Source organism: Streptomyces sp. NPDC059816, assembly GCF_042732055.1.
Taxonomy (GTDB): Bacteria; Actinomycetota; Actinomycetes; order Streptomycetales; family Streptomycetaceae; genus Streptomyces.
Map to the genome: position 1 here is coordinate 67,499 of NZ_JBHWIQ010000026.1, position 23,525 is coordinate 91,023.

Here is a 23,525-nt window from a genome sequence, read left to right on the forward strand (position 1 = left end):
GTGCCCACCAACTCCACCCCTGTCGGCCAACCCCGGGGCACCCTCGACCGCCCTCTCCAGCAGGCTGTCCCGGCGCAACTGCGCATCGCGCGAAACCTGGACGCACTGCGTCTCCTCGCCCAGCTCCCCGACGACGAGCCGCTGACGGGAGAACAGCGCCAGGTCCTTGCGGGCTACACATCCTGGGGCGCGACCGGTGTCTCCGAGGTGTTCAACGAAGCCAAGCCCGAGCACCGAGCCGTTCGCACCGAACTGCGAGAACTACTCAGTGCAGCCGAGTACGACGCCGCGGCCGCCTCCACCCCGAACGCGCACTTCACTGACCCGGCGATTGCCAACGCAGTCCGCGCCGCAGTCAGCGAGCTCTACGTGCCAGCCGGTGCCCGGCTGCTCGAGCTTGGCTGCGGCGCCGGCACTTTTCTCGCTCCTGGCATGATCGGTATCGAACTTGAGCCGGCCAGCGCCCGCATCGCGCAGCGTCTGAACCCCGAAGCCACCGTCCACTGCTCTTCCTTTGTGGATGTGCGGCTTCCCCGCGACTACGCCGACGGCGCCCTCGGCAACTTGCCCTTCGGCGACTACGCCCTGACCGACCCAACCCACAATCCCCTCGGTCTGTCGATCCACAACCATGCCCTGTTGTGGCTCCTTGCGCATGTCCGCCCCGGCGGCACCATCGCAGTCATCACCTCGCGGTGGACTCTCGACAGCTTCAAGAGCGAGGCCCGCCGCGAAGTGGCACAGCACGCCGACTTCCTCGGCGCCATCCGCCTGCCTGCCGGGGCCTTCGCCGGCAGTGCTGGCACCCAGGCCGTCGGCGACGTCGTCTTCCTCCGCGTTCGCGAACCTGGCGAGGAGCCCTCCGGCTGGGATCCCGTCCCGACACAGATCGTGGGTCTGGAGGGCGGCAGCGCCCGGATCAGCAGCTACTTCGTGCAGCATCCGGAACAGGTCCTAGGCACACACAGCATGGTCTCGGGTCAGCACGGCCCCGAACTCAGCGTCATCCCCGACGATCTGGCCCACACGCCACGGAAGGTCACCCAGGCTGCCCAGCGCATCATCGAGCACGCCAAGGCGACGCAGTTGACCCACCGGCCCACCGACCCGGCCCAGCGGGCCGCCGTCGATGCTGAAGCCCAGCGGATTCAGCAGGCCATCGAGCGGTTCGGCAGCGACCTCAGTGCGCACGAAGGCGCGATCATCCAGGAGAGCGACGCCTACCTGACACTTCGCGGCGGCCAACTCCTCCCCTTCGAACACAATGCGGATGAGCGCGCCGAACTCAACGACCTCCTCGCCCTGCGCGACCAGTACCGAACCCTCGTCGACCTCCAGGCCGCCGACGATGCGCAGCCCGATGCCGTAGGGGAAGCCCGGGCCCAACTCAACACTGCCTATGACCACTACGCCGCAACCCACGGTCCCCTCAACCGCGCCATGAAGCCGCGCAGCGCCCGATGGCACTTCCGTTTCGACCCGCTCGGACCGGCCGTCATGGCGCTGGAGGTCTACGACCGCAAGACGGGAGGCGCCAGCAAGAGCAGCATCTTCGAGCGCGACGACCAGCGCAGCGAGACCCCCACGCGCGCGAGCACGCCCGCTGAGGCCCTCGCCATCAGCTTGAACCAACGCGGCGTCGCCGACCTGTCCTACATCGCCGCGCTCCTCGACCTTCCCCCCGATCAGGCCCGGGCCCAGCTCGGGGCCCTCACTTTCGACGACCCTAAGACCGGGGACCTCATCCCCGCTGACCGCTATCTTTCCGGCCACGTCCGCGGCAAGCTCCACATTGCCGAGAGCGCGAACCGGGAAGCGGGTGACAACCGCTTCCGAGCGAACATCGACGCTCTCAACACGGTCCTCCCTGCGGACGCCGAGGCCGGCGACATCGACGTCGAACTTGGCGACCCCATGCTGCGGGCCGAATGGGTCGAAGGCTTCCTGCGCACGCTCATCGGGCACCAGGAGATCAACGTCAGCCGGGCGGTCGGTGGGGACTGGCGGATCGAGGCATCCGCCGATGCCCGCAAGCTCAGCACCAACCGTGACACCTACGGCACGGCACGGTGGGACGCCCTCGCCATCGTCGAGCGGATGCTGCGACGTGCGAGCCTCCTTGTGCCGCCCACGCAGGAGGAAGAGGAGAACCCTGCCAAGACCGGGAACGGGAAGACCCTCAGCGCCTCAGCGACGGAGGACGTCCAAGCACGAGCAGACGAAATCAACCGCCTGTTCGCCGACTACATGTGGGAAGAACCCACACGGGGCGAAGAGCTTGTCCGCCTCTACAACTGGTACTACCGCTCGCACGTCACCTACCGACCAAGCGGCGCCCACCTGACCTTCCCCGGCCTCAACCCTGAGGTCACTCCCCGCGACTACCAGAAAGATGCAGTCGCCCGGGGAATGGTCGAGTCCTTCTTGATGGAACACGACGGCGGCTTCGGCAAAACGCTGTCGATCCTCATGACCGTCATGAAGCGCAAGCAGCTCGGGCTGTCACGCAAACCCATGATCGTTGTGCCCAACAACGCTCTGGGCCAGTGGGAAAAGGCGGCCCGCTGGGCATACAAGGACGCCAAGATCCTGGTCTGTTCCCAGGAGGACTTCAACAGCCAGGGAGGCGCTGCCGAGACTCGGGCCCGCCGCCAGGCGTTCATCGGCAAGATCGCCAACGGCAGCTTCGACGCGGTCATCGTCCCGTACACCGTGTTCGAACGGATCCCCATCTCGGCCGAGTCCCAGCAGCTCTACCTGGAAGCGGTCTCCGCACGGCTAAGGGCCTTCGTCGAACTGCAGAGCCGCGGCCGCAGCCCGGAGCGCGACGTCCTCGAACAGGAGCTTCTGGAAGACCTGCGCGACCCTCTCGTTGCCGAGGTCCTCGGGGACGACCTCGCCCTGGCCGGCATGGGCGACATCACCGACGAACGCTCCAGCGCCCGCACAGTCAAGCGCCTGCGCACCATGCTTACCAAGCTCGTGGAGAAACTCCGCAAGAACGCGGCCATCCACCGGGACGTGGGCTTGCCCTTCGAACGCCTCGGCATCGACGGGCTCTTCATCGATGAAGTCCAGAACTTCCTCGGCATCGCCTACCCCACCCGTCTGCGCGAGCTCGGCCTCGCGCCGGCCGCCCGCGCCTACGACCTCGACATGAAAGCCTGGTCCGTGCGGCGGGCCCACCCCGACACCGCCGTCATCATTGGCGCATCCGGGACTCCCGCCCGCAACAACATGGCCCAGTTCTACCGGCTCTTCGATCTCTTCAAGCCCGACCTCCTGCCCCAGGCCGCGATCAACGACCTCGACAGCTTCCGCGGCGTGTTCATCGAAACCACCCTGGACCCCGAGATCGCACCCAGCGGCGAGATCCGCTTCAAGGAACGCCCCGGCGCATTCCGCGAAGCAAACCTCAACACGTACGTGCGCCTGCACCACGTCATGGCCGACGTTCGGACCCAGCATGACGTGAAGATCGAGGGGCGCCCCGTCATAGCCGGCGGCAAGCCACAGATCCATGTTATCCCGCGCACCGAGGGCGAATCCGAATGGATGGGCACCAACTGGCTCGGGCGCATCGAACGCTTCGAGGCAGGCGAGCCCGACGAGGGCGACATCATGCCTAGCATCATCAGCGACGCGGTGATGCACGCCATCCACCCGAAGCTGGTCGGAGAGGAAGCCGACGGCCCCACCGTGCTGGACGCTGTCGTCGAAAACGTCCTGCGCATCGACCATTCCTACAAGGACCGTCGATACCGCACTGACAACAACGACCCGAACTCACCACTCCACCCGACCCCCGGAGCCGGTCAGTTCATCTTCTGCAGCCTCGGCGTCAGCAACACCGACAACCGGCGCAAGGGAAAGTGGACCGCCTACGACTACATGCGCGATCGCCTCATCGCCGGAGGCATACCGGCGGCGAAGATCGCCTACATACAGGACGCCGGCGACAGCGCGGCCAAGAAGGAAGAACTCCTCGAGAAGTTCCGCACCGGCGAGATCCGTGTACTGATCGGCTCCAGCGGCACCGCCGGCGTGGCCGTCGACGCGCCCGACCGCGCCATCGCCGCACACCAGGTCACCTTCGGGTGGCGCCCGGACGAGATCGAACAAGAGCAGTGGCGAGTCTGGAGGCCGGGCAACGGGCACCGCGTCGTTCAGATCCACCAGTACGTCAAGGACATGTCGGCGATGGCACTGCGCCTGCAGCACTGCGAGCGCAAAGCCCGCTTCATCGCCCAGTACAAGACCGGTCACATCGACCTGAGCAAGCTCGATGAAATGGAGCTCGATCTCAACAAGAGCACCTTCGACATCGCCGAGCTCAAGGCCATGGCCGCTGGCAAGCAGATGCTCCTCGACAAGCACCGCATCGACCAGAAGGTGCGCCGTCTGGAGGCAGCCGAATCGCGGTGGCGGCGGACCCGCGAGCACCAACGCAGCATCATTGCCAACGCCGACAGCTCCATCGCCGACGCCCAGCGCAGCGTGGAGCACATAAGCGACCTGCTCCGGCGTCGAGACGACACCACCTTGCGCGGTCTGCGACTCAGCACCAACGAGACACCCGCGACCGCGACACAGCTGCGCGATCTCTTGCTCGGAACGGACGTACCCGCGGGCCGAAGCATCGCATCCATCGACGGCGTGCCGCTCACCGTGAGCGTCTATCCGGAGGCTGGCACCGCGGTCTTCACTGTCGAGGGCGTCTCCGGCGAAGAGGTCACCGTGACCCTCGGCACGACGGACCATCCTGCAGCAGCGGGAGCCTGGGCCGGACGACTGGCCAAAATGCTCGGAAGGCTTGATGGCGCACTCCAGGCTGCGCGAGACGAACTTGCCGGGCGCCAGGCCAGCGTCGAGCGCGCCCACCGACTGGTAGATCTTTCCTTCGACCAGGCGGAGGCCCTCACCTCAGCCCGCTCCGAGCAGGCCCACCTGCACGAGCTGATCGCAGCCGAGGCCGCCGCGAACACCCCGGACCGCGACGACGACCCCCGGGACACCAAGGATGCGACCGACCAGGAGATGCAGGCCCTGGTCGCCTCCCTGCTGGCTGACGATGAGGAGCAGGAGACCTCGACCAGCCGGGGGAGCATCCGCCGTGGCAGCGGCGGCCAACGCGTAGGGGAGCCCTACCAGCCTGTTGATGAGGACGAGCTCGGTATCCCCAGCGATGACGCCATCACCGTCCCCGACCTGCCCAAGCCGCCCAGTCTGACTGAGCTCGGCCCCAACCTCGTCTACAAACTCACCCGCGCTGGCCAGCACGTCGGCCAGAGTACCGGCCGAGAGATTTCGGCCCTCCTCGACCGGGGCTACGACGAGGCCAGCGCCGCCGTCGGCAGGGACGTCCAGAACTTCGCGCAGTACTCACCGCAGTGGGCGCAACAGGCCGCGACCATGCGTGGTGCCTTGCTCAGCGCCGAGCGCGGCGCCGACGGCGGCTGGACCGTCACCGGCTCCCACGGCTCCTGCACCACCCTCACCCCGCAGCCGGACGTGCCCGCGAGCGCGCTGCCCTACGACAGCCTCGCCGACACCTACCTCGGCGAAGACGCGGTCCTCATCCGCTATGCCCAGTGGAAGCTCGCAGCCCAACATCCCGGCCCTGCGGCGGACCAGGCACTGCGTGCCTGGACCCGCACGCTCACCGCACTCACCACCGAGCGCTACGACCTCCGGGACCACGGTCCGACCATCGAGCAGGTCACCGCTCGCGCCACCCACTTTCAGGAGCTGGCCCGCCTCGCCCGCACCGCCGCCAGCGAAGACCCCGACACTGCGGAACTCACCCAGCACATTCTCGACGAGGCGCAGACGCATCTGGAACGTCTCGGCCGACTGATGAGCGATGCCGGTCTGCACCAGCGCTGGAACGACAGCCGCCCCACCCCCTACGCCGGTCTGCCCGAACCGATGCGCGGCAACCCTTGGGACGGCGACACCGACAAGATCCACTGTGGCTACCTCCTCACGAGCGCCACCGAAACCCACGTGCTCACCGGCGCGGAGCTGCACTACGCACTCCTCGCCATCAAAGAGAGCGGCGGCCGCGTCCGGCGCCAGGACATCGACAACCTTCGCGTGCGCGCCCTGACCCCAACGTCACACGCGTGGTCCCGGCTCGACGGGGAGCTAGCGCAGGCCAAGGTAGAGCAACTCCAGGGAGCCCGGCAGGCCACCCACGTCGTCGCACACCGCATGGCCGACGACCCCAACCTGCGCCGTGCCGCCCACCTCGCCAGCCACGCAGACGTCCGCCGCGAGGCTGCCGCCTGGCTCGCCGTCCACCCTGACGCCTTCGAATCCCTCACCGCCCTGCGAACCGACGGAACCACCACCATGGCGGCAGCCGTCGAACTCATCACGCAGCAGGCCTTCCATCGTGCTCGCGCCAGCATGCGGCCCCGCGAAGCCGGCCGCATCCTCCACGAGCTCGTCAGCCAGTGGGATGTCGAACACACCAGCACGCTGCGGCTCAGCGCCGAGTTCCGCTCTCTGCACCAAGCGCTCGACCAGCTCGCCACCACCGACGTTGAGCAGGGCGGCACCAGCGAACTCCTGCGCCGCGCCTACTACCGCATCAAACAACTGGCCGATGCCACCGACGGCCGTGACCGCGCCCGGGCCGCGGAGCTCCTCACCGACTACGGCTGGATGCTGGCGGCCTCCACGGGACCCCGCCCCGCCGGCATCGAGCAAGGCATCTGGGCTCGTCACCACGAGATGGCCGAGAACCTCTCGCCCTACCCCGCCAATAGGGACACCTGGTACGAGCACACCAAGGCAGGTGGCGGCGTCGCCGACCTGCTCGGATCCGACCTCAACAAGCTGCTGGCCATGACGAGGCGGGCAGCCGAGAACAGCCCGCAGCGCATCGTGGTGCGCAACGAGCCCGATGGCGGCATCCGCATCACCGGCACCCACACCATCGTCGCCACCCCGCTGAATGAACGCTTCCCGGCTCTCGTCGAACCTCACCTTGAGGAGGTCGCAGACCTCCTGCGGACCATGCTCCGCAGTGGCGAGTACGGAGGGTTCGGCGACAAGGAAACGATCAATCAGTGGCTCACCACGCACATGGAAAGCGCCTCCGACGGCCTGCGTAAGGTCCTCACGAGCGGCCCCCGCATCGAGAGGGAGTTCCGCCAGGCATTCCGAGTCCACACCTACCAGGCCCTGATCCGGGCCGGGCAAGACCCGACCGTGGATACCTCCGCTCCCACGCCCTCGGTGCAAACGCTCTCCGCCGCCGCCCCGACCGAAGACCCGCAGTCCGAAGTCCTCACCGCCCTGTACGAGCGCGCATCCCAGGAGGCTCTACGGGACGTCTTTTTCCTGGCCGCGGTCCGTGAGGCAATGCCCTCCACCGACCCCGACGATATCTCCACCGCCCTGGTCACCTCGGGTGTGCTCGACTGGCTCGTAGGCGGCCGGCTCCGTTCTGCAAGCGACGACTCCACGGTGCTCCGTGAACACGCCCTGCACTCACTCGCCACTGGCACACCCGGCCCTGAACTCGCCGCCTTCTTCCGCCAGGTATGGGACGCCGCCCTTGGCGAGGACCCGCGAGAGCAACGGCGCAGCGAGCTGCGGTCCAGCCGGACCCGCGCCCTCGACAACTTCGTGACCCCTCTACGGGGCGAGATCACCGCAGACTTCCGCAAGGCCCACACACCCAAGACGGAGGCGGCGTGGAAGTCCGCCTTCAGGCGGAGCTACCCGCTGGAATGGGCCACCCTGCGAGGAGCCGACACGACTCTGCTGCACGCTGACTGGGCCAGCGCCACGCCGTCAAGCCTTGCCCTGCAAGCTGAAGGCGTCCTGCACGCGGCGGAAACCCTCAAGGGATGCACAGATCAAAGCGAGTGGGCGGACGAATTCACCGGCACCACCGAAAAGGCCGTCACCACACTCCACCACCTGCACCGATACCTCACGATCCTCGCCGCTGTACCGGGCAGTTGGGATCCAGTACTCCAGGAACCCGAACGAGGACTGCGACGCAGCGAGGAACGGCAGGCTCGGCCAGGCCGGTTCGCTCGCTCCGCCGAGCGGGCACGCAACCTCCGTTTCGACCCGTGGACCGCCTACCAACTCAGCAGCAACGAGATCCTCAGCGGCAGCGAAGCAACCCACCGACTGAAAGCACTGGTCGCAGGCGGAGCCCTCGTCATGGAGGAAGCCGACGGATCCCTCATCCTGCATGCCAAAATCGACGGCTACCCCATCCACCTGACACGCCTCACCGGCGAAGCCGCCCTCACCCACTTCGCCCAACTACCCCACTACGCCACAGCAGCCGCTCCGCCTGATCTGCAGACTCCTCGCTTCGCCGACGCGGGTGCCCTCGCCGCGCACATCCGGTCCGGCTCGCTGGAACTGGCAGACCCTCGAGATCACGGCAAACTCACCGACGTCCGTCGGGCCCATCTCGAGCACGTGCTAACGGACGGCGAACTCGTACTACACGACCGCCTGGCGCTCGTCCGGGATGCCGACCGCTGGCACCTCTGCTTCCCCGGTACTCTCACACCACTGCCAGGACAGCACGCCGAAGGCTTCGCGACCCAAGACCAAGCCCGGCAGGCTGCCCGCGCGGTCCAGCAGATTATCGACCGAGACGGCCATCCCTTCCCCTGGGACGCTCCGTTGGCCGGCCCCCTCTCGCGCCAGTGGCGTTCACATGACCACCGGAGCCTCGAAGACGCCGTCGAGCATGCCATCGCCAGCACCCCTGCCTGTGATCCCCGCGGCCACCACCGGCGCGCCGCCGACGAACGGCTCCAGGCCAAGGGCCGTGAACAAGTTCTACGCGAAAAGGACCAGGCGGACGGCTACGTCCTGGATCTGGCCCGCCGGGCCTTTTACCACGACGGCCCCGGCAGGTACCCGAAGGTGTCCTTCCCTCTCCTCGTCACGCGCGGCCTCGCAGACGCCCTGGGCGCAGAGAACGCGGACCTGACGGAACAACGGATCACCGTCCGCGGCGCAGCGTTCACGAGTGTCCACGCCGACGACCTGTACGAGTTCGATCCCGGCGACGACCTGCCACCGCAGCTTGCACACCGCATCATCGTCGAGCTAGCGACCTGGCATGCCGACGACGGACGCAGCGGAACCTTCGCCCAGGGCGCATTCCCAGAGGGCCCCGACGCCCCACGGCTTCCTCTGCCCGAGTTCTTCCGAACCCAACCCGACGTGCCCGCCAACGCACGGGACCTGGCACGGACGTACTACTACAACGAGACGTGGCCCAAACCACCGAGCGGCATCGATACCGGCCGCCCTGCGGGAGAGCCACGTGCTGCCGCCATCTACAAGCGGGCCCGAACCGCTATGAAGCTGCTCCAGGACGGGCAGTGCCAAAGCGGCAGCGTGCGTGAGGACTTCCTCCGGATCGCAGCCGATTTGCAGCTCCTCTCCACCGCCTACGAGCGCGGCGAGACCCACCCGAACAGCGACACCTTCGCTGATGCCGCAGCACGAGCCCGGATCCTGCGAGAGAAGCTGCTGCAGAGCCTCCGTTCGCCACACCACAACTCGGCCATCGCGGAGCACCTGCTCGACCCCGATGAGGTCATCCCTCCCTCACCGCTCGCCACGGGGCCACTCGGCGGAGTCCGCCTGTACCCCTGGCAGGCCGAGACTGGCGCCGTTGTGACAGCCACCGGCACCGTTCCGGACGGGGACGAGTCGCTGACAGCGACGGGAACCCTGCGCAGGGCGGCCTACCACGTGCGCCTGCGGGGGAGTGCCGAACAGCGGGGCACCCTCATCCACCTCGACACCGAAGAGGGACCCGCCGAGCTCTTCCTCCCTGAGCGCCACCTCGTCGAGCAGCTTCCCTCAACACTGCACCCCGCGGTTGCGTTCCCCGGCATGCCGCGCGACGCCCCCTCCGAGCCAACACCCCCGACCTTCGTGACGTCCGGCGCGACCGGCCGGACGGCCATACGTGCCTTCCATGCCGAAGGAGCACGCGGAGCCGGCCGGGTTCTCGCGCCCTCCTCAGTCTTCCGCTTCGCGCACGAGGCACTGCTCTCAGGCTTCGAGGGGCGCCTGAACAGTCTCGACAACCGCTCCAGGTGGCTGGAGAACGGCACACTCGAAGTGCTGTTTGCACGCGCGCTGGAAGGTGATCGCGGCCCGATCGACTTCCGTCCCGACTACGCCGAACCGAACCCGGACATCGAGATCGACCCGGGGAAATGGCTGCGGCACGGCAACGCGAAAGGCGTTGCACGAGCCGCCAACGTTCAGTCCCTGGTTCGACTCGCCGCTTCCGAACCTGAAGTGCGCAGTCACGTCACGCAGGGCGGAGCCGGCCCGTTCGCCACCTGGCTTGGCCGGCAAGCCCGGCTTGGCCACCCGTACATGCAGCCGGACCTACGAACCGAGTGGCTCGCTCACCCCCGCTACCGACGCGAGTTCATCGCGCTCGGCGAGCAGGAGCTCCTCACCCTGCTCGATCAGCCTCTGCCTCACACAGCACCAGATCTCCTCGCCTACACCAGCCACCAAGCTCTCGCTGATGCTCGCGCTCATCTCGACGCCCTGGCAAGCAGGTGGAATCAGCAGGCGAAGGGCATCGTCGGCGAACGGTCGACCACGTGGAACAGGTTCAAGAAGGGCTTTCAGACGGCCCGCACCGCGCCGTGGCACGCCACCGACCCCGATGGTGCCCTACACGTCCAATACACCCAGTTGCTCGACCGAGTCGAAGCCATGAGGCGCTGGCTGAACAACCAGGAAGGACAGGACACCCGCCACGGCGAGCTACTCCAGGGCATAGACGTCCTCCACCTCCACCTCAGCCGTCATGTTCAGCGGCTGGCGGCCTCCCACGGTGCCGATCTCAACCTGAACATCGAGCTCGCGACCATCACCTCACAGGCCGCCCACGATCGGGCCGCGGTGTCGGAGGAGGACCTTTCGACGGCCCTGCACGCCTGCCGTCAGGCTCTGGCACACCCGGGCGCTGATGCCGACCTGCGGCTCGACCTCGACTTGGTGACCTGGTCCCTCACTCAGCCCCGCTCCACGCCAGAGCACCTCAACCGGCTGGCCTCTCTGGCTGCCACGGCGAACCGAATCGCACACCACTACACCTCCGAGGCAAGCCAACCGCACCACGACATCCAGACGGCGGCGGCGGCCCTCGCCGGCGTCGCGCAGACCTACACCGCCCATCTGATCCGGGCCGTCCGCGATGAAACGGTCGGGGCCTCCCCCTCACGGGAGATGCTCGCCTCGATCCAGAAGAGTGCTCTGGCCCAGCCCAACCTGCACAGCGCCCGCGACAGCGACACCTGGGACGAAACCCTCGACACATGGCTTGCCAGCTCGATCCAAATGCCCAGCCCGCTCGTGCCGGCCACCCTTCTCGCCGCGCGGATCGGTGACATACTCCCAGCCCCGGTTGCCGCGCTGCGGGCCAGCATCCACCACACTCTGAACGCCTCCAACGAGCCGTACCGCAGCTACGCCGAGCACCAAGCGGCGATCGAGTTCCTGCAGGGAGCGGCCCGCAGTGTGCTTCGCGCGCGCGATCCAAGGAGCCGCGAGTGGGAATATCGAGACTTCTCGAAGAAGTGGGCTGACTTCAAGCCCTACGCCTCAAGCAAGAGGCCCGAAGACACCCAGGCACTGTCCACAGCACTTCGAGCCACGCAGAGACTCCACGCCGAGCTGTCTAAGAACGTCCGCTCGGCCAATCGCCAGCTCTGGGCCGACCTCAAGATCCTCGAAAGCCTCGCGGTGCAGCAGCAGAAGCGGCTGGCAGCCAGTGAGAGGTCGTTCCCGATCGGCGGGTCGACTCTGACGAAGTCTCCACTCGATGGCATCGCGCCCTACCGGCAGGCACGCGAACTCGGCACAGCCCTGACCGGGTTGAACCCTGGATGGAACCGGCTCCACCGTGCAGCCACGCGGCCCAGCGTCCTCGACCACGCTGTCCACATGAACCTCTTCGTAGAGGTGACTGCCGCTTACGCCCACTCCCGCGACATCCTCCTCAGGCCCGCTGGGCTCATCGGCGCCCTGTCCCACCTGCATGACGCGGCCGAGCGACTCGCCCTTCACCATGCAGGCCTTGCGGACGAAGCCGCCGCGCTCGCGCACCTCGCCCGTCACCACGCTCTGCGGACCCTGGCCACCACCCGCGACCCCGCCGGTGATGCCCCGCCCCTGGACACCTTGCTCAGCGAGCTTCACAAGAGCACACTCGCCGAGGCTCCGGGGGGTACTGTCGATGCGGCAGCCCTGCGGGCCCAGATTCCCGCACTCATCGCCGACGAGGGCCTCGGCCTGCTGCTCCAGCGCCTGCCATTTACCCACCCTGCGCGCCTGCGCGCCGAGAACTTCCTGGCCTCCTGGAGCGGCGACGGCCTGGCAGACTCGGACGACCTCACGCTGCCACTCGCGCGACAGCAGTACTTCTACCCGATGGTGCGCCTCGCACAGATCTGCGCCGACCTGCGGGACAGCCTTCCCGAGGGCGCCGATACAACCGGCCTGGACGCCCTGGAGCACCACGTCGGCAGCTACCACCAAATGGCTACCGGCCAGAGCCACCGCCCCGTGCGCCTTACTCCCAGCACCGCCCAAGCCGCGACCGTCACCGACGCCGAGGTACCGCAGGAACGCCCGCGTCGCTCGTCCGCTGCGTTGCCGCAGCCAGCGACGGAACTGACCGCCGCCCTCACTCCTCCCAGCAGCACCCCGAGTCCCAGCCAGAATCCCGACCGCACGAAATCCGCGTCCTCGGGGCGCGCCAGCACGTCGGCAGAATCCTCCGTCGCGGCCCCTGAGCCCGACCCGCCCGCCGACCCGGCGCCTCGGGGTGCAGAATCCAGAGGCGAGCAGCCCGAGCACCTTGCACCCACCCCCAGCGGGCCGCGCACGACAACCTTCGCCCCCGTATGTGCGGCCAGACCCGCCACACCCGGCGGCGGCACCGAGACCCTTCCGCGGTGGGACGAGACCCCGAACTTGCCCGCCCCGCCTGCTGACGCCGCCACTATCGACGATCTACCCGGCTACCGATGGCACCTCAGCGACGACACCGTCGTCGTGCACCACGAAGGCGAGCCCATCGGGCACGCCGAGCGTTACATCACGGCCCGCGACAAAACTCGATTCCGCTGCTATCTCGGAGACGACCAACTCACTCAGAAGTGGTCCGACGGGGCGGCTGCACACCACATCGCCACCGTCCACCATCACCTGACCCGGCCAGCCCAGCCGCCTGCCACGGACACCCTGCGCCTCGAGCACACTCCCGGCCACACCCGCGTGCACGGGACCAGCCAGGACGATCTCGAGGGACGCAGCGCAATCGAGGTCGCCGGCCATGCCAGAGCGGTCTACGGACCCGCGTCCAGCACAAAACGCCGGAGCCGAGGCCGCAAGGGACCCTTCCTGTACTGGGAAATCCCGGGCACGGACGAGGAGCGCCTTGCGACCGCTGAAAGACTCTCGGCGCTCCTGGCCAGCCGAGGACGACACCTCCTTTCCGACGCCGCGACACCGGAGCAGGCGACCACTCCAGGCGATCAGCAGGCGTCCACCGGGCCTTCTGTTCCCGCGACCGCCGACGCTGCCCAGAACACTCCCGCAGGAGCCGTAGCCATTGAGGGGATGCCTGGCTTCTGGTGGACGACCCACGTTTCGAGCAACGACAGCCCAGGAGCCGACTACTCCTGGAGGCACGAGACACTCACCGTCGGATTCCAGAGCAGCGTCATCGCTACCGGGAGCGCCGGCCGCCGCTCCTGGGCGGTCCACATGGGCAATGCCACCCTGAACGGGCCAACACCGGAAGCCGCAGCACGCCGTGTCGCCCGACATTGGCAGGACCTCCAATCCAGCCCGAGCCAGAACGGCCGCGAACCGCTCTGGATTGAGCACAACCAGCAGACCACTCGCCTTCACGGACTCACCACGTCCGACCCTCAGGCCAGGGCCGCGCTGACGACCGCAGGGTTTGTCAACAAGAGCAGGTCCGGCACAACAGAGCCTCGGGCCGGAGGCATCGGCGCACGCGAGCGTGCCGTCAACATCCTGGCCCGGACCCTCGCAGAAAAGGGTCGCGTCATCGAGGTCCACGCCAACGCCGCGGACCACAGGACGACGCCGGTTCCGGACCGTCAGGAGCTCACCGCACAAGACCTCGAGTGGCAGGGACAGACTCACCTTCGCGTCGCCGAGGACAGGTGGTCCGTTGCCGACTTCGATCCCGGTGACGAAGTCTGCCTGCGCGGTGACGCCTTCTGGCGTCGCTTCACAGCGATCGACGGCCTCAACCTCACCACCGCCGACGGCGTGCGCCGCGTGGTCACCTCCGTTTACGCCCAACGGCGCTCGGGCGTCATCACCCGCTGGACGGATCCGGCCTCCGGAACCGAACACGCGCGCCCGCTCCTCGCGCCCGTCCAACACCGGACCGACACCGAAATCGCCGAAGAACTGGCCAGCCTTACCTCACCGATTCGCAGCCCCGAGCACGAGACAGCGATCCGCAGCCGCCGCGAAACGCTCTCTACAGAACTTGAACGGCGCCGGGCAACCGCGCTGCGGCAAGAGAGCGAACGGCAGGCCGTCGTCACCCTGCTCGAGATGCCGACAGCCCTAGAGCAGCGGGGAGGCGAACTCCTCACCGACGAAGCAGGCCGACCGCTTGGTGCGATCATCCAGATGAAGCCCAACGCCTTCATCTACCTCACCGCCGACGGCCACACCACGGCGGTGGCAGGCAGCGCCGACCAGGCATGCCAATGGGCCTTCGACGACCTTGAGGCGCGGCAGGACGCGGCACCAGAGGGCTGGCGGACCAGCTTCCTGAGAGACCTGGAACCTGGCGACCTTGTGCGCCGACCTGGACTGCGCCGCACCCCGGGCACCCTGCGCTACACCCTTGATGCAGAGCTCGCCGACAGCGCGTTCACTTTCATCCGTCTGGAACGAGACGAGACCGGCACCATCACTCTCCACGGAGAGCGGGACGGACAGCCGATACAGGAGTCCGTCCACCACAGGAACATCAAGCACGGCATCCTCCGCTCAGCGACAGGGGCTTGGGCCTTCACCCCTGCAGAACTGACGCTCACCGCACTGCGCCAACGCGTCCGCGGAGCCGTCGACGCGGTCGGCGGCGCCCCGATCATGCCGGTGAATCGCGTGCCGGCCTTGGAAGCTCTCAAGCAGAGAGCGCTGGTTGCGATCCGCAGACCGCTGCACCCGGAGACCGTGAGCAGCGCCCTAAGCGATGCCGTGGACAAGGCAGACACGCTGATCGGATCACTGTCCGCAACCGACGATGACTTCCGCAGCAGAGTGTCTTCTCTCCGCGGCGTCCTCGCCACCGCCCGAGAGAGCCTGGTCACCACCGGCACACACATGGAGGCGCCCTCCCTCCTCGGGCTGACCGAAGCCTCGCCGATGGCGACGGTCACCGCTACAGCCGACCTGCTGGCCCCGGAGGAAATCCGCTTCATGCTCCGGCGCTGGTTCGGCAGCGCCACTCACAGTTCCCTCCTTGCCGACTACCTCACTGCGCTCGAGAACCCACAGGCTCACCGGCTGTGGATCAACGGGCGCCTTTACGACGCGGCGCGCGGCATCCACTTGTACCGCGGGGACCCGAGCTTTCCGGCTTCCCTGGCGACCCGCGCGCCTCAGGGAATCGACGCAGCCCCGGAGGGCCTCGCGCTGCGAACCGAGGACCGCCAAGGGCCTGCACTCACCCTTCCATGGGAGGACATCTCCGCCTGGATTCAGCCGGGCATCACCGAAGCCCTCCGTCGCGAACTGGCCGAGGCACAAGCAGAGTTCCGTGAGGTTACTGCGGACGAGCTCATGAAGGGGCCAGTGGCGGCCCGGACACGCTTGCGAGCGGCCGAACAGAACATCTTCACGGCCCTGGAGGACGTCCCGCCGCCAAGCGCGCCCCAACTCGCGACCGCATGGCGCCGATACCGCCCGGAGCCGGATGAACCGGAAGGCCTGTTCGCCGCCCCGCAGACCTTCACGAACCATGTCTTCGCGACCGAAGGGGGTGAAGAATTCGGGGCAGGGACCACCTGGACGAGTACCCGTGCCATGGACGACGCCCGGCACTCGATCGTCGACCGCATCTGGGACCTCCTCGCTCACGGCGACTGGGCAGCCTGGGCGCACGACCACCCGGAAGCAGCCGCAGCCGTCACCGAGGCGGCCCACCTCTTCCGCACCGCGTCCCGGGTCCGCCCCGCCGCGTTCTTCCGTACGGTCCTGGAGGCGGCCCGACAACTCCGTGCCCTGGGCACCACCGCTGTCGGCGACAACCCGGCTGCAGGTGAACTGGTGGCATCCGTAGCGTCCTTCGCGCAGGACCTCGTAGCCACAGCAGCCTCGTCTGCCTGGCGCCAACTCTTCCCCGAGACCCCCAGCCCGGTCACGCCAGCACAGGACGACACACAGGCCAACGCCGTCGCCGACGCACCCGCCGAGAGCCGGAACACGACAGCCGACGTGTCGGAGACCACCTCCTCGACACCAGAGCCGCTCGAAGAGAAGACCCCGCCGGCCGTCGCGCGGGAGGGTGGGGGAGGACAGGACTGGCGCGAGATGGAGCCCAGCGCATACGGCCTGCAGCGACGCACCACCGCACCCTCGTTGCTGCCTGTCAGCCCCGTGCCTGGACAAGCCGAGCTCCCCGTCACTGAGGGTGTACCTGGAGCACCGGCCGAGTCGACGAGCCCGGATGCTGACTCCGAGAACGAGGAAGAGCCCGAGGACACCACGCCCCCGTACCACCGTGACGGCTGCAGTGGCGAGACGCGGTGGCTCTACCTCGCGGCCGACGAAGACCGCCGAATCCGCCACTACCTCTCATGCGACTGCCATGGCGTGCGACTGGGCAACTTCCGCCAGTCCGCGCCCTTGCTCAAGGCCAGTAGCACCATCGCCACCGCCCGAACCGCTCAAGCGTTCGCCTTGGCCGACCGCAACAGCTACGACGTCGCGGGTGACTTCGTCGCCCTGGACGAGCTCACCATGCGCGCCCCCGTCATCTGGCGGCACGCCGCCGCGCGCCAGAAGGAGGTCGCAGCACCGATGCCCGATTCCCCGAGCCCGCGGACCCCCGACGCCCCAAACCCAGAACAGCCTCAGCCCTCCGGCACACCAGGCATCCCGGACCAGGCCCCCCAACAGCTGGAAGAGCTGCGCGTCTACTACCGGCAGCGCGCCCAGCAGACAAGCAACGGCCCGCTGAAGCTGGCATGGAAGCACCGGGCCACCGACACGACCTTGGAAGTCATGCCCGGCGGGCTGATCCGATTCGGGACCCCCCGCAACTGGCGCCTCGCACCGTCCGGCGCCGGCATGCCCTTCAACCAAACTCAGGACAGCCTCAGTTTCACCAGCAAGACAGAAGCTGAGGCCTTCGCCGCGCACCTTGCCGACGTAACGGGGGCGGACGGCACGCCACTTCCCTGGGCCGCAACCGACTTCACCCCGGCCTTCGCCAACTGGCGCAGCGATCGCGCAGAGTCACTCGACCTGGCACTGGCACGCCTCAGGGTCGAATTCGAACGCAGCCGTGGACGCGAACCCTTCTCCCTTGCAGCCCGGACCTACCGCCCCTATGAGGACCTGGGCGCCTCCCGCGGAGAGGCACCGCACGGACACCTCTGGCCCGACGAAATACCCGCGAACACCTGGGTCCAGATACCGGACCGTCCCGGGCACCCGGCACACGACGCGCTCGTCGCCTCCGTCACGGCCCTGCCCAGCGGCGAAGTCGAACTCACCCTCGAGAACGGGGACACCGTCTCCCTCCCACGCAACGATGCCCGCCCGACAGCCCAGCCCACCGACGTCACTGACACCAACGGGCGCGTCATCGGCCGCCGCATCGAGTCCACTCTTCTGCGGCCAGGCCACTGGATCCAGATCGACACCACGGTCGGCTACACCCGAGAACGGTCACTGCCCGAGCTGGAGTACGGACAGGCATACCACCTCCGCGGCCGCATCAGCGCACTCACCACCATGCCGGACGGCCGGCTGCAAGCCCGCGTGGAGGCCGCCGCCGCCGTCCACGGCGACACCTGGGCCAACCACACCCCGGAGCGCGCACGAACCCACGGCGAAGAGGCCGAGGTGCAGTGGACTCTCGGACAACGCACCGTTCAGGTCACTGTCGACCAGGCGTTGTTCGACACCATGACGGGCCCCCCGTTCTCCGTCGACGAGCACACGGACGCGAACAACGCCAAGCAGGCAACATCGGACGCCGTCGTGCTGATGATCCGGGTCGTGGACCTGGCAGCGGCACTCGTCGCCGCGACCGACACCACCTACCCGCAGCACGACCGCCTACAGCCTCTGGCGGCAGCCCTGCCTGCGCTCCTCGATGATGTCAACCGCGCGATATCCACCTCCGACTACCCCCTCATGCTGCGGGCGACTCGCACCCTCTCTGACCAGGTCGGCGAGACTCTCGACTCCATCGACGTCTACCTGCCCGCAGGCCTGAAGCCGCTCCTCGGCGCCACCCACCACCTGCAGTCCCTGCTGCTGCACCAGCGCACCGACCAACTGGCGGGCCTTCTCACCGAAGTCGCCTCCCACTGGGCGCTACCGTCTCCCCTGGCAGGCATGAGCGACGAGCAGCTCTTCGACACACTGGAAGAGTGGGAACACGGTTCCCCTCGCGAGCAGTGGACACGCGAAGAGGAGAACTGGCCCACCACCCCGGACACCGTTACCAACGGAGCACAGATCGTCGTCGTCCACGACGGAACACCTGGGTCGCGTTCACGCGTGCAGGGACTGGCACGCTTCGACCGCGCTGCAGCCGAAGTTCTCCGCGCCGCCTCCTTCCGCCCGATCACCGGCTCCAGCGGCGTCAACTGGGACACCGACGCACGCACCGAACCCGACACGCGTCAGGCACTTGCTGAGCAGGCATTGACTGGCCTGCGGGCTCTTGGCCGGGCGGTGGAACTCCGCACAACGGAGCAGCCCGCGGAACCCGCGCAGCCGGCCACTCCCTTGCCTGAAGGCCAAGCACCAGCTGCTGCCCCGCCCGGGGAGGATGACAGGCCGGCCGAACCGCAGCAGGCGGGTGATACTGAGGCCGACGCCGCCACGGACGAGGACGCCCTCAACGCAGTCAGCATCTCGGTGATCCACGGAGGGCACCCTCTCCAGAGCCTGGTTCGTGGCGTCGCCCCCGGCGACAGCCGAGCTGAGGAGGTCCTGCGCCAGGCCGGCTTCCGAAAGATCCGGCGCAGCGGTGGCCGAGGATGGGAGACACCGACAGGCTGGAAATGGGAGACCAGGCGCAGTCGCGCCCTCCAGGCCGTCCACGGTCTGAAGGCTCTCGGCCGCAACGTGACCTCCAACATAGAGGACGGCCAAACCGGGCGTGAGAACTTCAGAGCCGAAGAACGCCGCGTACAGGAAGGCCCGTTCGCCTCGCGCGAAGCACACCGCATCAGCGAGGACCAAGTCCTCAAGAAGCTGCACTCCTGGATCACTTACATGGAGGGAGATTCCCCCTACACGCGCAAGGTGCACTACCTGCAGGAGCAGGCTGCCGTCGAGGCTGTCAAAGCGACCATCGTCCAGGTACTGCAGAAGCAGCAGCAGACCCATGAGAGCAATGGCCAGCCCGGGCGCCATCTGACCGACGAGGAGATCTACGAAGGGCTCCTCGGGCACATCGCGACGCTCGACCACGACAACTACGGTCGTCCGCAAGAGGTCGCGAACAGGCGTGAGGACCTCGTCACTGAGATTCGACGCCACCTTGACCAGTGCGGACAGACGCGTCGCGCACTCGCATACACCGCGTTTCTCTCCAGCGATGCCCCAGCACCCCGGGTGCCTGCCGCAGACCTGTTGCCCGACCGCAAGCTCAAGCACGGCAACAAGATCTTGACCGGGCCCGAGGCCGTTCTGCACCTCTCCCGGGAGACGCACTACTACGGCAAGCCCGTCCGCCAGCTGTCACCGGGCGAATGGCGAGTGACCGTCGATCACGATGACGTCCGCCTCTTCAAGATGCCCACGGCGTCCGAAGAGCAGGCACTGGCCCGGTCCATCCGCCACAGCCTCGACACGCTCACGGACTTCCCGACGCTAGACAGCGAGTCCTTCCGGCAAGCCGTCCGCGAACTCCGGCAGAGTATCGACACCTGGAAGCAGACCCCGAGCGCGACGGTTGACCGCGACTTCAGCCTGCGCTATGCTCGCGAGGATCTGGAAAAGCGTCTCCACCACGTCTTCTGGCTGTTGGACAACAGCCGCCCCCTGCGCCTTCTCAATGAGACCCTGCAGGAAGCCACCGACCACGCGGTACAGGTCGAAGTAGCGCTGGAACACTCCTACGAAGAGCCGGCCGACCAGGAAGTGCTGCGGGCCGTCGCACACCGGTGCCGCAGTCTGCGCGAGCGCCTCGAAGCCACCTCTCGCACCCCCAAAGAACTGCCCACAGAACGCCGGTTCACCAGCATCGACGAGATCCGCGCGCACTGGAGGAACACCCCCGACGCCGTCGATACCCCCCTCCACACGGACAACGCTCGCAGGGCGGCTGACGACCTGGACGACACCAGCCAGCTCACTGCGCGCGGTCACCTCGTCGTTGCCCCGCATGAATCCCGCAACTTCTACGTGATCATGCACTCCGGGAGCAGCCTCACCGTCACTACAGCGAGCACGCATCACCCGGACCGGGCGCGGAATCTGGCCCAGGCGCTGGAGGACCTCGCCGTCGGCCAGCAGCCCCTCGACTGGACCTCGCCCGGCATCGACCAACGGCTCAGCGCGCACCAAGAGCTGATCAAGTCGGTCGTCACCGTTCAGGAGAAGTCGTGGTACCCCGCGAGCGAAGCGGCCGGCCAACGACGCAGCCTCCGCGCCATCGTCGAGGCCTGGCCGCGCAGCTGGATCACCCCCAACGACACCTTTGAGCTCACGGCAGGCGGCCTGGTCATCGGCGACGCCCGCGGATACAACTCAACCTGGCACATCCTGCCAGCCTCCTCCGCGCTCGACCTCGGCCTGCCCCCGATGCCTGACCGCGACCAGGCGTACGCCCTGGCACAGCACTTGGAGCGCCACCTCACCGATCACACCGGCCGTGCCCTCGACTGGGACAGTCCCGCTCTCGCCGCGCAACTCACCACGTTCAAGACAAGCAGCGGCCTGACCTTCCACGAAGCACTGCTCGAAGCCCACCGCACCTTCACCGCAATCCCCACTCCCGCCGAGGAGCAGCCGACAACGCCCAGCCCCGCCGCAGCCACCGACGACGTCTCCGACCAGCATGCGCAAGAGACCCCCGAACCCGAACAAGCCGCACCGGCACCCACGGCCGACGACGACCACGCACACTTCCTTCTCGGAGAGTCCGTCACCCGCAGTGGACACGTCCTCGGCAACCACAAGAAGACCTCGGCCCAAGGTGACTTCCACTGGATCACCGTCCGCGCGCACGACACCACTGTCCTCGCAGTGCGCCTCGACGCCACCCCATACACCCCCACGGACCTGCAGCCGGGGCAGGAAGTCACAATCACCGGCACGGTCGCCGAACCCGCACAGCGACGCAACGGCCGCACCCAGACCCTGCTGCGCAGTCCCCTCATTACCTCGCCCGACGCCGTAGCACGGCCAAACGCATCGCAGGACTGGCCCGACCTGACATCCATGCAGCGCGACGTGCTCCGCTCCCTTCCCTACGCGCAGCGGAGCATGGCCTGGGCTCCGTCCTCCTTTGAACCTTCCTTCGAAGTACTGATCGGGGACCAGTGGAAGACCGTCACGACGGTCAACGCCTTCACTCTCCACACTGGCCCGGACCTGCACGGCTTCCACGAGATCCTGGCCGTTCGCGGCAAGGACCACCAGGACCACCAAGTCGCACTCACCACCGTCGCCGACGCTATCGACGAACTGAGGGAGCCCACCGACGACGAACTCCAGACCGAGCTGCCCGCAGCACCCTCGTTCGGTCCCCCTGAGGCGCTCAGCGACGTCGACCTCCACCGAGCGATTGCCCAACTCACGACGTGGCTCGACGCCGCCTACCCTCATGCCCTAACCGAGATCGATCCCGAGGAGATGGTGACGCGGTGCGTCATCACCATCCAGGAACTCCGTACCCGACTCGATGCTGAGCGCGCTCAGCGCAGCACCCTCTCTCAAGACCTCGCCAACGTCGGCACGATGACGCTTGAGCGCGCGCGCAACCATCTCCACCTCGGCGCCCGCGACGCACACGGCCGCATCGCGCTGCTCGGCCAAGACGATGCCAGCGTCGCGCACATCGTCCAGGACAACAACGGGTACCGCGTCCACCACAGGGACGGGAGCGCAGAAAAGCGCACCTATCAAAGCCCGCACGGAGCGATGGCCGCCTACTTCCGCGACCATCACCCCGCCGCGAAGAGCTCCCAGGCCAAACCGACCGCACCGCGCTTCGCCAACAGCGTGGCCTTCCGGACCTACCTGCGCAGCCTGCCCGACGCCCGAACTACAGCCGAGCAGCGGATCGTCGAGTACTGCCGCCGCGCCGCCGGCAAGGAGGCGAAGGACGAGAAGGGCAGGGCCATCGACCTCGCCCCGGTACGTCTTTCTCCCGGCAAGCGGATCGCCTTGCGCCGAGGCGACACGAAGACCCGAACCCGTGCCGACCTTGAGACCTCACTCAAGCAGAATCGCGCGAAACTCTGGGACTCCGGCGACAGTGCACCACGGATCGTTTCCAACTGGGTTCTTCAGTCGCCCCATCGGCTTCAGATTATCGCCGGCGTCTTCCCCGTCCGCACCCTTCGGGAGGCGGAGACTCTGGCCACCGCGCTTGAAGCTCTTAGGGACCACGAGGGGAAGCCGCTCGACTTCGACCAGCCGGGGCTCACCGAGCGCCTGAGGGGATTCCGCGACGCAGACGGCCGGAACTGGCCGACGGCCGTGGCCGTCATCCGCTCCCTCACACCGGGCCTCGACGCCGACGGTTCACACGCGAACTGGCTCCTCAAGAACGCCCCCGAGCACGCGCCCGTAGCCCTGACCGCACTCAACGGCACACCGGACGTCAACGCTGTTGATCCCCAAGCGCCCATCGCCTCCGAGGCCGCACCGTTGGCTGAAGAGCCAGCTCGCTTCCCCACCCCGCAGCCTGCGGCAGAAGCGCCTCCTGCCGCGCCAACGCCCCAGGAGATCGCCGAGACCCGCAAGGACGCTATAGACCAGCTCGACACCCTGCAGCCGCCATTCCTGTCCCACCTCGACTTGGAACGCGCTCACGTCACCACGGACGGGTCGTTCCTCGTCGCCAAGTCCACCGCGAAGAGCAAGCCCCTGTACCGCAAGGGCAAGTGGTACACCGTCCACGTTCCCAGCGGCACACTCATCTCCTCTGGCGACGGCGATGACACCAAGCGCGACGCCACCGAATTCGCCGACCTCCTGGAGCAGGCCACCACCGCCGACGGCAGCCCCATCAACTGGGCACA

1 protein-coding gene (cut by a window edge) is annotated in these 23,525 nt (G+C 67.7%); it reads left to right on the forward strand.

The genetic code is table 11. The annotated features are described in order from the left end of the window. On the forward strand, positions 1-23,525 hold the 5' portion of the coding sequence (locus ACFV88_RS28695) for a hypothetical protein (protein ID WP_385494856.1). 8,605 nt of this gene lie beyond the right edge of the window; only the first 23,525 of its 32,130 coding nucleotides appear in the window; it begins with the start codon at positions 1-3; the stop codon falls past the right edge of the window.